Origin of the sequence: Sphingorhabdus sp., from assembly GCF_044239005.1 — a bacterium.
Lineage (GTDB): Bacteria > Pseudomonadota > Alphaproteobacteria > Sphingomonadales > Sphingomonadaceae > Sphingorhabdus_B.
The window spans coordinates 1-13,252 of the sequence record NZ_JBIICH010000012.1 but is presented as its reverse complement, the minus strand read 5'-3'; the positions used below and the strand labels follow the sequence as shown (position 1 = coordinate 13,252).

The following is a 13,252-nucleotide window of genomic DNA, read 5'->3' as shown; positions in this document are numbered from 1 at the left end:
CCAGCGGCCGATGAACCTCCTCCGTCCACAGCATTTTATGAAAGCAGGGTTGCAAGTCACTGGCTGCTGCTGTTTATGCGCAGAGATGCTGCTCGTTTGTCCATCCTGCCGCACACGTTATGCTGTCCCTGACAATGCCGTTGGGGTTGACGGCCGCCAAGTGCGCTGTGCCAACTGCAAACATAGCTGGTTTCAGGCGGCGGTTGCGCCACAGGTAGCACCAGCAGCCGCCGCTGTTGCACCCGTGGACACGCAGAGCGCGCCACCCGCCGAGGCAACACCGCCATTGCAGGCGGTGCAACCGGCTACACCCGTGGGCGAACCCGCGCCCGCACCCGTTCCGCAACCTCCGCCCCCGCCATTCGTTGCGCCAAGTGCGGTGGACGCAGAACGCACAAATGATGCCGACGCGACGGAACCTGCATTTCCAAATTTTGCCGACATGCGCGCTGGACCCGCCAAAGGCGACGCCGCCTTTGCGGAACCCTCTGTCCCGCGCGGCGGATTATTGGACGATGCGCCTGCGCCGAGCCATTTTGCCCATGAGCCACCGTTCAAGGCCCGCCGAAATCCGGCCAAGATATGGACGATGGCGGCTGTCGCCTTTGCCATTTTGGTGGCGGCCATTGGCGGCGCGATATCCTATTTCGGAATGCCTGAAATCGGCTTGTCAAACGCGGCCGCGGAACCCGATCTGACCATTGTTTTGAACGACAATCTCGAACTCAACGAACGCGAAGATGGCACGCCTTATTTCATCGCGAGCGGCAGTATCGTTAATCCGACAGCCGTGGAGCAAAATGTGCCAGAAATGCTGGTCACGCTAAAGGATGCAAGTGGCCGGTCCGTCTACAGCTGGAAAATGAAGGCAAAGACCCGCACGCTTGGCCCCGGAGAAAAGGTCGATTTTAGCGAGGCACGGCTCGACGTTCCGCTGGCTGCCAAAGAAATCAGCGTCGGCTGGGTCCTGTCCGGCGAATAACGGCACGCTATTTCACACGTGCATTTCATGCGGTCCGCGTATTTGACACAAGGTCACTTGAACTCACAGACGCACTTGGCTATGCGCTCCCCACGGCCAACAGGCCAGCGCCGCCTTAGCTCAGTTGGTAGAGCATCGCATTCGTAATGCGGGGGTCGTAGGTTCGAATCCTATAGGCGGCACCATTTCCCTAATTCACTACTGGGTCTCGCCGGTTTGAAACCAGCCGTGCAGCAACTGACTGTTTATTCAGTACATAAGTCACTTCAGCTTGACCAATCGCGACTTGCGCGGCAGGTGGGACGGTATGACCAATCTGACTGTTAGCGAAGCCGTACTTTCCCGCCGTTCCATCCGGGCGTTTAAGCCCGATCCCGTTCCCTTGGATGTGTTGCACCGGGTCATGGATACGGCGCGGTGGGCGCCTTCTGGCTGTAACTTCCAACCTTGGGAGGCAACGATCCTCACCGGGGAGCCGCTTGCGGAACTGCAGAAGAAGATGCTGGCATCGCCGATGCAGAACCCGCCCGAATATTCATGGTCCGAGCCGGAAGTCATCCCGGAATGTAAGGCGCGCCTGCAACAAGTTGGGGCGTCGATGTATCAGGCAATGGGTATTGGCCGTGCCGACGCCGATGCGCGCAGTCAATTCGTGCACAACAATGTCATGTCGTTCAAAGCGCCTGCGGTGCTGATGTGCTATTTCGACCGCCGCATGGGTTCGCCGCAATGGTCAGATGTTGGCATGTGGCTGCAAACAATCATGCTGCTGCTGCGTGGCGAAGGTTTGGACACATGCCCGCAAGAATTCCTCGCCATGCATGCAAAGCTTATCAAGGAATTCATCGGCGTGTCCGATGAAACGCATATTTTCTTCTGCGGCATTGCCATTGGCTACCGCGATGAAGAGGCTGCGGTGAATGCTTTTGATCGTCAGCGTGAGCCGGTTGAAGGCAATGTGCGCTTCATGGGTTTTTAAGGGCTGCGCGTTGGCGCGCTGATTAAGCGCGCCTCCATTCAATATGTTGCGCCGGGTATCCACGGCACCCATTCGTTTTCGCCAAGGCCAAGCAACTCCGACGCGGTTTTTTGGCCGCTGGCGGTTTCCAGAATGCGGGCAAATATCTGCGCGCCCATGTCATCGACGCTGACGCCGTCCAATATGCCGCTGCAATCCACGTCGATGTCGTCCGCCATATTTTGTGCGAGGGCAGCGTTGGATGCAAGTTTGATGGTCGGCGAGGGGATCGATCCAAAGACCGAGCCACGCCCCGTCGTGAACAAAATCAAATGCGCGCCGCCTGCGATCTGGCCCGTGGCAGAGCATGGGTCATATCCCGGCGAGTCCATGAACGTCAGGCCGGGAGCCGTCACTGTTCGGGCATAGTCAATGACCGCGTTGAGCGGTGTTGAGCCTGCTTTGGCAACCGCGCCCAAGGATTTTTCGAGAATGGTGGTGATGCCGCCTGCCTTATTCCCCGGCGACGGATTGTTGTCGAGGCTTGCGCCATCGCGCGCTGCATATTCCTCCCACCAGACAAGCCGATCGGCGAGTATATCCGCAACGTCTGGCGACATGGCCCGGCGCACGAGCAGATGTTCGGCGCCATAAATTTCCGGTGTTTCGGACAAGATGGCGCGGCCGCCTGCGGCCACCAGCCGGTCGACTGCTGCACCAAGCGCCGGGTTTGCGGTAATCGCGGAATAGCCGTCGGACGCACCGCATTGCAGACCGATGGTGAGGTTGGCCGCAGAGACCGATTGGCGGCGACATAAGTTGGCGCTGCGCACAAGGCGTTCCGCAATCTCTATGCCTGCGCTGATCGCCGCAGCAGTCCCGCCCGCGTCTTGAATGTTCAGCGTATCCCCGCGAAAGCCGGGCATATCCTGAATTTGGTTCACTTCGCAGCCAAGCCCTACCAAAAGGACGCCGGCGAAGTTGGGGTTGGTGGCGTATCCCGTGATGGTGTGACGCAGATTTTCAATGCCGCGGCCGTCCTTTGCCATGCCGCATCCCGAATGATGGGTGAAGGCGACGACGCCGTCGACATAAGGAAAGGCGGCCAGACGTTCCGGAGTGAAATGGGCCGCAATACGGCGCGCCACCGTCGCAGAACAGTTCACCGAGGTCAGTATGCCGATGAAGTTGCGTGTACCCACGGCCCCATCGGCACGAACAAACCCGTCGAAGCTGGCCTCGGCCGGTTCGGGGGCGCGTAGGTCTACCCCGGTCTCACTGCCCGCCGCCGTGCGCGCGAAATGCAAATTGTGGCTATGCACATGTGCACCCGCGGCAATGGCTTCAGACGCAAGGCCGATGGGTTGGCCAAGCTTGATGACCGCGTCGCCGCTGGCAATCGCGGTCAAGGCTACCTTGTGACCGGCCGATATGGGTTCGACGACGATGCACCCATCTGTCAGGACATCGCCGACGGCAAGGTCAGCAATGGCTATCGCAACATTATCGCGCGCATTGGCAATGATGAAGCGTGGCGCCATCGCCTATTGCACTTCAACCTTTGCAAGGCGCGGCGACAGCAAATGGATGGCCGCAACCGCGAGGAAATACACCGTGGTGCACATCGCAAAGATGATGGTGTAATTGCCCTGCGTCGCATCAAGAACCAAGCCCGTCGACTTCGCCATAATCATGCCGCCAACACCGCCGGCAAATCCTCCGAGACCAATCACGCTGCCCACGGCCCGTTTCGGGAACATGTCTGGCGGAATGGACAGCAGGTTGGTGGAAAATGCCTGATGCCCGGCCAGTGCGATGCCGATCAGCAGAACCGCGAGCCACATGTTGCTGACACCCGTGACAAAGAGCAGTGGCAGCACGCAGAGGCCGGCAATAATCATGGTGACCTTGCGTGCGAAATTCGGTGTCCGTCCCTGTTGAATAAGCCGTGATGAGAACCATCCGCCCGCAATGCTGCCGACATCGGACAGAAGATACATAATGATCATCGGCAACAGCACGACCTTAAGGTCAACGTCATAGGTCGTGCTGAAATATTTGGGCAGCCAGAACAGCATGAGGAACCAAACCGGGTCGGTCAGAAACTTTGCGCTGGCAAAAGCCCATGCTTCGCGCTTGCGGACAATCCGGCTCCAGCCGATTTTTTCGATTTTTTCGGGCGGATCATGTTCAATCCATTTGAGCTCGCCTTCGCTGACTTTGCCGCTTTCGCGCGGGTTGCTGTACAACCACAGCCAAAGCCCAAGCAGGACAACGCCGAATAGGCCGGAGTAAATAAATGTCTCGCGCCAGCCAAAACCAAGCGCCTGCATAAACAGCCACAAGGTTGGCGCGGTCAGGATGACACCAATTGTCGTACCCGAATTGACCCAACCGATGGCATAAGCGCGTTCTTTTTGCGGGAACCATTCGCTGCTGGAACGGACAACGGCCGGGAAGTGGCCTGCTTCACCGATGCCCAGAACGGCGCGAGCGGCCATGAACGAGGCGACCGAGCCACCAAAGCCATGGGCGACATGGCCTATCGTCCAGATCGTTATGGCAATCGAGTACCCAATCTTCGGGCCAAACCGGTCAATGACATAGCCCATGAACAAAAATCCAAGCGCATATGCCGCCTGAAATGCGGTGACGATATTGCCGTAATCGTCCTCATTCCAATTTAACTCGGTCTGAAGCGTGGGCGCGAGCAGCCCGAGCATCGTGCGGTCAATATAATTGACCGTCGTTGCGAAGAATAAGAGGGCGATGATCGCCCAGCGATATCGGCCGGTTCGTTCCGGAATTGCAGCGGTCTCCATAAATCATCCTCTCATAGATGTATTCAGACGATTGGCGCGGCCTCTATTGTGCAGCTTACCAACAATGATGTGTCAAAAAATGCCTGTACCGATTGTCCTGGCGTAACCTGATGCACGCCTGTCACAGCGCCCGATGAAATCCATGTTCCTGCTTTGATGGCGATGCCGCGTTCACCCAAATTGTTGAGCAGGAAGCGCACGGAGCCGAGCGGGCCATCGGGGAAACTGTTGGCCGAGCCACTTCCGGCGACAGTGCCATCAATTTCCAACCGAACGACCCAGTCGGCAAAGTTGCTGTTCTGCCAGTCGGGTATCGCCTGACCAATGATCAAACCGTTATTATTGCCGAAATCCGAAACGGTCACAGCTGGTCCCAGCTCATTGATGGTGGGCAAAGGCGAGCTTGCAATTTCGATACCGACATGAATCGCCTCGATTTGGCGTTCTGCTTCTTCCAGCGTGTAATCATGCTTACCAAGCGGTAGGTCGGAGCCGATCTTGATCAGAAATTCGGCCTCGGCTGCGCCAAATCCGCCGGTGAATATGTTGCCAGACGCGACTGCATCTGCCGACAAAGTGTGCGAGGTAAAGATCGGGCCAGCCAGACGGTTTGCGCCAAATTTTTCAGACAGCGGCGGGAAAATCCGCCCAACTTTCCATCCAATGACAGACTGGCCGGTCGCATGAATTGCCGCGTCCTGAACCGCATAAGCAGCCGACAAGCTTTCCGGTATGGGGCCAGGATATTCCGGCAGATGACGGCCGTGACGCCGCGCTGCAACAAATTGGTTGGCAATATTCGTTGCTATCATGGGCGATCGTTTGCGCAGATATAATCTGCGTCCCTCATTGAAAATTCCGTTATGGTGGTTGTTATGGGAAACCGGTGTCATTTGCAAGGATGCGCCGGATATTGTGCGCAACTTTTGCTGTATCGATATGTAATTCTTGCTATGCAGTCTATATGAAGAGCGTCCCAAAACCTCGGAACAAGGCGGCGGCAAAGCCGACGATCAATGATATCGCACGGCTTGCCGGGGTGTCAAAAAAGACCGTTAGCCGCGTCATAAACCGCTCTGGCTCCTTGCATGATGATACGCGGGAAAAGATTGAGGCAGTTATTCGCGAAACGGGCTATGTCCCCAATCCACAAGCGCGTGCGCTCGCCTTGGGCCGCAATTTCCTTATTGGCCTTGTCCACGACAACCCGAATGCGCAGATGATACTCAATATGCAGCAAGGCATATTGGAGGCGCTGCGAGACACAGACTTTGAACTTGTTGTCCGTCCGGTGGACAGGAGTTCGCCTGACATGCTTGACGATGTGCGCAGCTTTTTGGTGCGGCAACGGCTGTATGGCGTCGTTTTGTTGCCACCTATTTCGGAAATAGATGCCCTCGCGCGTCTGTGTGAAGAGGTGAACTGCAAATATGTGCGCATGGGATCGTCCGTGTTGGACGATCCTGATCATATGGTTGCGTCTAATGACAGAGATGCGGTGATTGAGGCGACTCGCCACCTGATCGCGCAGGGACATCGCCGCATCGGGCTGATTTCCGGGCCGCATGGTTTCAACTCGGCGCAAGTACGGCGCGACGGGTTTGAATTCGCATTGGCCGAAGCTGGTATAAAGCTACCCCGCAGCCTGATCGCCGATGGGCAATATACGTTTGAATCTGGCATTGCTGCGGCCGAAAGCCTGTTTGATTTGCAGCCGCGGCCGACGGCGATTTTTGCGTGTAACGACGAAATGGCCGCAGGCGTGCTGTTCGCGGCGCGGTCACGCGGCATCGCCGTACCGGAAGAATTGTCGATCATTGGATTCGATGACACGCCCATTGCCGCTCGGGTTTGGCCGCCGCTGACAACGGTGCGTTGGCCCATTGTTGCCATGGGCCGGTCGGCGGCACTTAAGATCATCGGCGATGCGACATCTGTCTCGCCAGAGGATCAAGAGCCATCGACCTTCGTGTCGACGCTCGTGCGGCGCGGTTCGGTCGCTCCGCCGATGAAATGACGATATTGCACTTGCAGATGACACCGGTTACCTTCATTGCAGATTTTGATAACAAACCATTGGGTTTGACGGGAAAGGATATTTTATGAAGATCGCTCTGATCACCGAAAATAGCCAAGCGGCTAAGAACAGCATCATCAACGATGCACTGACTGCAGTCGCAGAGCCATTGGGCCATCAGGTATTCAACTATGGCATGTATAGCGCAGAGGATAGCGCTTCGCTGACTTATGTGATGAACGGTTTGCTTGCCGGCATTTTGCTGAACTCCAAAGCGGCTGATTTTGTCGTGACGGGTTGTGGCACCGGAATGGGTTCCATGTTGGCGTGTAACGCAATGCCAGGCGTGTTCTGTGGCCTTGTGATCGACCCGACTGATGCGTTCTTGTTCAGCCAGATCAACGACGGCAACGCGATGTCGATGCCTTATGCAAAAGGCTTTGGCTGGGCGGCCGAACTGAACCTGCAAGATTGCTACCGCAAGATTTTCGAAAATGAAGGCGGTGCGGGTTACCCCAAAGAGCGCGCGCACTTCATGGCTGCAAACCGGAGCATATTGAAGGATGTAAAGGCAGCATCTTGCCGCGACATGCTGACCGTTCTCAAAACGGTTGATCAGGATCTGCTGAAGGCGGCGATTGCCGGTGAACGTTTCGCCGAATATTTCTATGCCAATTCGCAGGATGAAGAAATGTCCGCCTATCTGCGGAGCGTAGCAGCCTGATATGACCGCGCCATTTGATCTTTCGGGTAAGACGGCGCTGGTCACTGGTGCCAATACGGGCATTGGTCAGGCAATTGCCGTCGCCTTGTCAAAAGCAGGCGCTGATGTTGCCGTCGCGGGTCGCTCCGCACCGACAGAAACGCTGGCCTTGATCGAAGCAAATGGACGCAAGGCGGTGAACATAACCGCCGACCTGTCTTCTATTGAGCCTGTCGCGCGCGTCGTTGATGAAACACAGGCGGCGTTCGGGCGGCTGGATATCTTGGTGAATAACGCCGGGATCATCCGCCGCAATGATGCTTTAGATTTTACCGAAGAAGATTGGGATGCGGTGATCGACACCAATCTTAAAACCTTGTTCTTCCTATCGCAGGCTGCGGCCAAAGGCATGATATCGCAAGGTTCGGGTAAGATCATCAACATCGCGTCGATGCTTACCTTTCAGGGCGGCATTCGCGTGCCAAGCTACACCGCGTCAAAATCTGGCGTGGGCGGCTTGACCAAGGCGATGGCCAATGAATGGGCGGCAAAGGGCATTAATGTAAACGCGATCGCACCGGGCTATATCGAAACCAATAATACGGCAGCCCTGCAAGCCGATGAAAACCGTAACCGTCAAATCGTTGAGCGCATTCCCGCCGGACGTTGGGGTAAGGCCGAAGATATTGGCGGTGCGGCTGTGTTTTTGGCGTCGTCTGCTGCTGACTATGTCAATGGCCACATTCTGGCCGTTGATGGCGGCTGGTTGGCGCGCTAACGTCCGGTAATGTCAAAGCCAGTCGTTTTCTTCGGTGAATTGCTTATTCGGCTAACGGCCCCGGGGCGGGAGCTGCTTATGCAGTCGCCATCCTTTGATATCCAAGTGGGTGGTGCCGAGGCAAATGTTGCCGTTGGCCTTGCGCATTTGGGGCATGCGACGACAATGATCAGCGCAGTTCCCGACAATGCGTTGGGGCGCGGCGCGGTGTCATCGATCCGCGCGCATGGCGTAGACTGCAAAAAGGTCCAGATACGCGACGGGCGCATGGGTCTGTATTTTCTGGCGCAGGGCGCGGGGCTTCGTGCTTCTGAAATCGTTTATGACCGCTTGGGTTCAAGCTTCGCGCAGGCGACGGCAGCGGACTTTGATTGGGATGAATTGCTCGCAGATGCACAGATGCTGCATTTGTCGGGTATTACGCCGGCACTCGGGCCGCAATCTGCCGAGGCCGCATTAGCAGCCGCAAAAGCGGCGGTGCGACTGGGCGTGCCGATTTCGTTCGATGGCAATTATCGCGCGATGTTGTGGGAACGTTGGGACAGCAACCCGCGCGCGATCTTGAGCGAATTGATCGGCATGGCGGATATATTGTTCGGCAATCACCGCGATATATCTTTGGTGCTGGGTAAGGATTTCTCTGGCGACGGTGCCGATCGCAGGCGCGAAGCGGCACAGGCTGCTTTTGATGCATTCCCATCGTTAAAACTGATTGCGTCGACCGCGCGGCATCTCGTCAGTGCCGATCATCATCAATTGTCCGCGCGTGTCGATTTGCGCGACAGCTTTGCGCAAACCGATGAGGTTGATGTGACGGGAATCATCGACCGCATTGGCGCAGGTGATGCCTTTGCCGCGGGTGTGCTGCATGCGCATTTCGCGGGCGGCGATGCCGGCGCTTTGGCGAAGACGGGCCTTGCGCTGACTTGCCTCAAACATTCATTGCCGGGTGATGCCAGTTTGTTTGGGCAGGCTGACATCGACGCGTTCGTTGACGGAAATCTTGACGTTCGGCGCTAACCATTTCAGCCGCCGGGCTGTTTTGGGCGGGGCAATGGCCATCGCTGCGGTGCCGACATATGCGTCTAAAATGCAATCACATCTCCGCATTTTAAAAGGGATAAGATACGGCGTCGCCGAACGCTTCGCTGCGCCGCGCGCTGTGCCATTTGTCGCGCCCTCGGCTGGCAATTTTGCGTCATTCGGGCCGGCCTGTCCGCAGCCCGGCAACCGTTACCTTCCGGCAAGCGAAGATTGCCTGTTCCTCAATCTGTGGGCCCCGAAGGCAAAGTCAAAGCAGCCCCGACCGGTCATGGTCTATTTCCATGGCGGAGCCTATTCAACGGGAAGCGTCACGGACCCTGTAAATGACGGCGCGGCGCTGGCTACGCATGGCGATGTTGTTGTCGTGACCGTCAATCACCGGCTCAACGCCTTTGGCTATTTATATTTGCCCGAACGTTTTCCCGACAGCGGCAATGCCGGCCAACTGGACCTCATCCTCGCGCTGCAATGGGTTCAGGCGCATATTGCCGAATTTGGCGGTGACCCTAGTAATGTGACCGTCTTTGGCCAATCGGGGGGTGGCGCGAAAATTGCGACGTTGATGGCAATGCCTTCTGCCAAAGGCCTGTTCCATAAGGCCATTACCATGAGCGGCCAGCAGGTAACCGCGACAGGCCCGTTAAATGCGGAGAAGCGTGCGGCCGCGCTTCAGGCCGCGCTGAACGGCCAAGACCCGGCAACAGTGTCGGCGGAACAGCTGGTTGCTGCCTTGTCGGCGCAAGATCCGATATTGGGCGGCGGCGTGTATATGGGGCCCGTGCTGGATATGCGTCATTTGCACCGGCATCCATTCTGGCCAGACGCTGCGCCGCAATCATTGGATATTCCCATGATGTTGGGGAATACGGTGCTGGAATCGCGGGCATTTTACGCGCCGAATGCCAAGCAATTTTTCGGGCTTGATTTCGACAATCTGGCGCGCCGCATTGCGCCGGAAATGCGGATTGATGCGCAGCCCGAATGGGTGGTTCGGCAATTCAGATCGCGATATCCGGATGCTGCGCCATTGGAATTGTTCCACCGCATCGTAACCACCGCGCGCAGCTGGCGTGGGCAGGTTATAGAGGCAGAAGAACGCGCCAAAGCAGGCGCCCCCGCCTTTGTGTATCAGCTCGATTTTGAACAGGCCAAGCACACCGACGATATCGGGCTATCGTTCGGAACCGTTCCCGAACCCTCCACGGAACAGCAGGCCATGAGCGTGCGGATCATGGATGCGTTTGTGCGCTTTGCACGCACCGGTAATCCCGGCTGGCAAACCTATAGTTTGGCGAAGCGCGAAACGATGATCTTTGACACGAACAGCCGCGTGGAGAATGATCCGCGTAAATGGGAACGCGAACTATTTGCGCGCATTCCCTATATTCAGCCCGGTACTTGAAGGTCCCTATTTGGGCGTAACTGGGTAGCTAATGATGAGGCTGAGGGGTTTGTTACCCGTTTGCCTTATACCCACCACAGCGCCGTTATATAAGTACGCCGCCATCCCTGGGCGTAGCCGCTGCGAAACGCCATCGGAGGTGACTTCGCCTTCGCCCGACAGGACATAATAGACTTCGTCATGCGCAATGGGGTGCAGCCCGATGGCCGCGCCCTTGTGCAACACCCGTTTGCGAAATTCCATCGTCCGCGGCTGCGGCACAACGTCGCTAATGCGATAGGCGGTGCTCATGCCGATTGCGCCATGGGGTGGCGCTTCCTGCCGAACAACATCGCGTTCGTTGACCACGACCATCGGCGGTGCTGCCATGAGCATGAGCAGAGAGAAAATCATATGCCGTTGCTCACTGGCGCATAATGCGATCGCGTGCCGACATGGTTTCCTGCGCCGGTGCCTTTTGGCCGGGATAGAGACCGGATTTGGGTTCCATAGTGTCAAGGTTCCAATCGGCCTCTACAAATGGCGCTGCTGTCGGCTTGGGTGATGGATAGGCGCTAACCTCTGTTTCATCGTCGATGATTTCCCCGCGCCCCTCGGCGATGAAAAACAACACGCGGATATCATCTGCGTCCCGATCCCACGGACGGGCGCCCGCATTGGCCAGCACATGGGTTTCAACATCCCGCGCAGGGAGCACTGCAATGTTCGATGGCCAGATAACCGGTTTCTTTACTTCAATCAGTCTGGCGCGGGTTTCGCCATAGCGGCCGAACATTGGCAATGGATTGCCGAATTTATCGACCGCAATGTTGTCACGCCCATGATAGCGCAGATCACCGTCACCGCCGAGCATGAGAAACGGCAAATTCTCATCGGTGGAGGGACCAGCGCGCATCACGTTGCCGACGGCTGTCATCTCGCCTGTCACATAAGGCTGGCCAGCCCATTCGAGCGCCATCAGGTTATAATGCATCGCGCGCTTGCCGGGGTCGTAGATCAAATTGTTGATCATCGCCGCCTGTGCACCGCCCTTGATTAACGGGCTGCGTTCGACATTATGCGCCCAAATGTTGCGGTAAAACAGGATGCCGGTCGCATTGTCATGAATGAGCGAGCCTTTGCTATGCTCGCCCTTTGGGTGGCTGGTATCGGCAAGGCCTTCGGCTGCCAGATTGTAGGAAAAGGTGATGTTGCGGCTGGTTCCGTTGCGCCATTCTTCCAATGTTTTTCCGGTAAAGCGTGGCCCGCTTGCCGACATGTTTTCGTCAATGCCCCAGCTTAAGGTGCAGTGGTCAATGATCACATTATGTGCCGCCACGGTGGACAAAGAGTCCGCTTCCCAGCCGCTGCGCTTTGCCTGTCCGTCTGCGCCGGTCTTGACGCGGATATGCCGGATGATGACGTCATGACCGCGCACATCGATGCCGCCTTTGATAATCGTAATGCCGGGTGAGGGCGCTGTCTGTCCTGCGATGGTCAGGAAGGGCTCTTTGATTTCAAGTGACGTGCGCTTGAGGTCGATGACACCGCCAACCTCGAACACGACGATCCGCGGGCCTTTTGTTTCGATGGCCGCTTTCAGCGTTCCGGGCCCGTCTGCCGCAAGGCTGGTGACACGAATTATCTGCCCGCCGCGTCCGCCGACGGTTTCCTTGGCCCAACCGACGGCACTAGGAAACGCAAGCGTTTCAGCCTGTGCTGGAACCGCGGCCCAAGTGAGGCCCAAAAGCAACAACATCCGAATAAGCATATTCATCTCCTTGGAAGCTATCTTGACATGAAGCCCAGTTCGCAGCAACGTATAAATGACACCGGTTACCTTAAGTGCGTTTGGGTCAAACTGCCCATCGCCCGACAGGTGCCTGAAGTTACTAAAAGCGGCAAAATAGCGTTAAAATACGCAGCCGGAACGAAGGGGATGCGCTGGATTTCATCGCGTCTCGAATCAAAAAGACACCGGTATCAATACCGGTAATTGGGAAGGGAAGTGGGAATGATTAAATCTGGATCGCGCGAATTTAGCAAAAATGCGACGAAATTCTTGTCGGCGGTTTCACTGAGCGTGTTGGCAATAGGCACAGCCCATGCGCAAGACGCCGCAGCCGAAAATGCTGCCGCTGAAACTGCACCTGCAGAAGAAGGTGATGCAATTGTTGTCACCGGTTTCCGTGCTTCGCTGGAAGCTGCGTTGAACCTGAAGCGCGATTCCGTCGCTGCAGTCGACGCGATTGTGGCCGAAGACATTGCAAAATTCCCTGACCAAAACCTTGCGGAATCGCTTCAGCGTATTCCCGGCATTTCGATCAGCCGTGATGGCGGCGAAGGCCGGTCAATCACGGTTCGTGGTCTCTCGTCGCAGTTCACGCGCGTACGCGTCAACGGCATGGAGACCATTGCGACCTCGACAGACGGCGCGGCTGCAAACCGCGACCGTGCTTTCGATTTCAACGTATTTGCATCGGAACTCTTCAGCAGCCTTGTGGTTCGTAAAACAGCCGAAGCATCGCTTGACGAAGGTTCGCTGGGCGCGGTTGTCGACCTGAATA

13 protein-coding genes and 1 tRNA gene are annotated in these 13,252 nt (G+C 56.8%); 9 read left to right on the top strand and 5 right to left on the bottom strand.

The features are described from left to right. The first annotated feature begins 85 nt into the window (after positions 1-85). The 3 genes from ACILQA_RS01870 (at position 86) to ACILQA_RS01860 (ending at position 1,961) form a co-directional block, all read left to right on the top strand. Entirely contained in the window at positions 86-982 is an 897-nt protein-coding gene (locus ACILQA_RS01870) for an MJ0042-type zinc finger domain-containing protein (protein ID WP_395628155.1), read from the top strand. A gap of 109 nt (positions 983-1,091) precedes the next feature. After that, positions 1,092-1,167: transfer RNA gene (locus ACILQA_RS01865), tRNA-Thr, on the top strand. A gap of 122 nt (positions 1,168-1,289) precedes the next feature. Continuing rightward, the gene (locus ACILQA_RS01860) at positions 1,290-1,961 is read left to right on the top strand and encodes a nitroreductase (protein WP_395628154.1); all 672 of its coding nucleotides are present in this window, start codon (positions 1,290-1,292) and stop codon (positions 1,959-1,961) included. 38 nt (positions 1,962-1,999) lie between these two features. On the opposite strand, the gene ACILQA_RS01855 is transcribed toward ACILQA_RS01860, so the two are convergent. From ACILQA_RS01855 to ACILQA_RS01845, 3 genes are read right to left on the bottom strand one after another with little or no spacing between them, the layout of a single operon-like run. Further along, entirely contained in the window at positions 2,000-3,481 is a 1,482-nt protein-coding gene (locus ACILQA_RS01855) for a UxaA family hydrolase (protein ID WP_395628153.1), read from the bottom strand. 3 nt (positions 3,482-3,484) lie between these two features. Then, entirely contained in the window at positions 3,485-4,762 is a 1,278-nt protein-coding gene (locus ACILQA_RS01850; protein ID WP_395628152.1) for an MFS transporter, read from the bottom strand. 23 nt (positions 4,763-4,785) lie between these two features. Next, complete coding sequence (locus ACILQA_RS01845; RefSeq protein WP_395628151.1) at positions 4,786-5,574, bottom strand: 2-keto-4-pentenoate hydratase; 789 nt, start codon at positions 5,572-5,574, stop codon at positions 4,786-4,788. Positions 5,575-5,726: 152 nt separating this feature from the next. Here ACILQA_RS01845 and ACILQA_RS01840 point away from each other — a divergent pair, with 152 nt between their 5' ends. The 5 genes from ACILQA_RS01840 to ACILQA_RS01820 all read left to right on the top strand — a co-directional run bounded on the left by ACILQA_RS01840 (position 5,727) and on the right by ACILQA_RS01820 (position 10,706). Then, on the top strand, positions 5,727-6,779 hold the full coding sequence (locus ACILQA_RS01840; protein WP_324479328.1) for a LacI family DNA-binding transcriptional regulator: 1,053 nt from the start codon (positions 5,727-5,729) through the stop codon (positions 6,777-6,779). Positions 6,780-6,864: 85 nt separating this feature from the next. After that, on the top strand, positions 6,865-7,503 hold the full coding sequence (locus ACILQA_RS01835) for an RpiB/LacA/LacB family sugar-phosphate isomerase (RefSeq protein WP_395628150.1): 639 nt from the start codon (positions 6,865-6,867) through the stop codon (positions 7,501-7,503). Position 7,504: 1 nt separating this feature from the next. Further along, positions 7,505-8,260 carry a 2-dehydro-3-deoxy-D-gluconate 5-dehydrogenase KduD gene (gene kduD, locus ACILQA_RS01830; RefSeq protein WP_395628149.1) on the top strand — a complete coding sequence of 252 codons (756 nt, stop codon included), beginning with the start codon at positions 7,505-7,507 and terminating at the stop codon, positions 8,258-8,260. A 9-nt stretch (positions 8,261-8,269) separates the two neighbouring features. Further along, the gene (locus ACILQA_RS01825) at positions 8,270-9,280 is read left to right on the top strand and encodes a PfkB family carbohydrate kinase (RefSeq protein WP_395628148.1); all 1,011 of its coding nucleotides are present in this window, start codon (positions 8,270-8,272) and stop codon (positions 9,278-9,280) included. A gap of 34 nt (positions 9,281-9,314) precedes the next feature. Further along, positions 9,315-10,706, top strand: a complete 1,392-nt coding sequence (locus ACILQA_RS01820; RefSeq protein WP_395628176.1) for a carboxylesterase/lipase family protein — start codon at positions 9,315-9,317, stop codon at positions 10,704-10,706. Between the two features lie 6 nt (positions 10,707-10,712). Here ACILQA_RS01820 and ACILQA_RS01815 read toward each other — a convergent pair whose 3' ends face one another. Beyond that, entirely contained in the window at positions 10,713-11,099 is a 387-nt protein-coding gene (locus ACILQA_RS01815; RefSeq protein WP_395628147.1) for a cupin domain-containing protein, read from the bottom strand. Positions 11,100-11,109: 10 nt separating this feature from the next. After that, entirely contained in the window at positions 11,110-12,456 is a 1,347-nt protein-coding gene (locus ACILQA_RS01810) for a polysaccharide lyase family 1 protein (protein ID WP_395628146.1), read from the bottom strand. A gap of 243 nt (positions 12,457-12,699) precedes the next feature. Here ACILQA_RS01810 and ACILQA_RS01805 point away from each other — a divergent pair. Further along, positions 12,700-13,252 (top strand): TonB-dependent receptor plug domain-containing protein (locus ACILQA_RS01805; protein ID WP_395628145.1); only part of this gene is annotated, 553 nt, incomplete at its 3' end.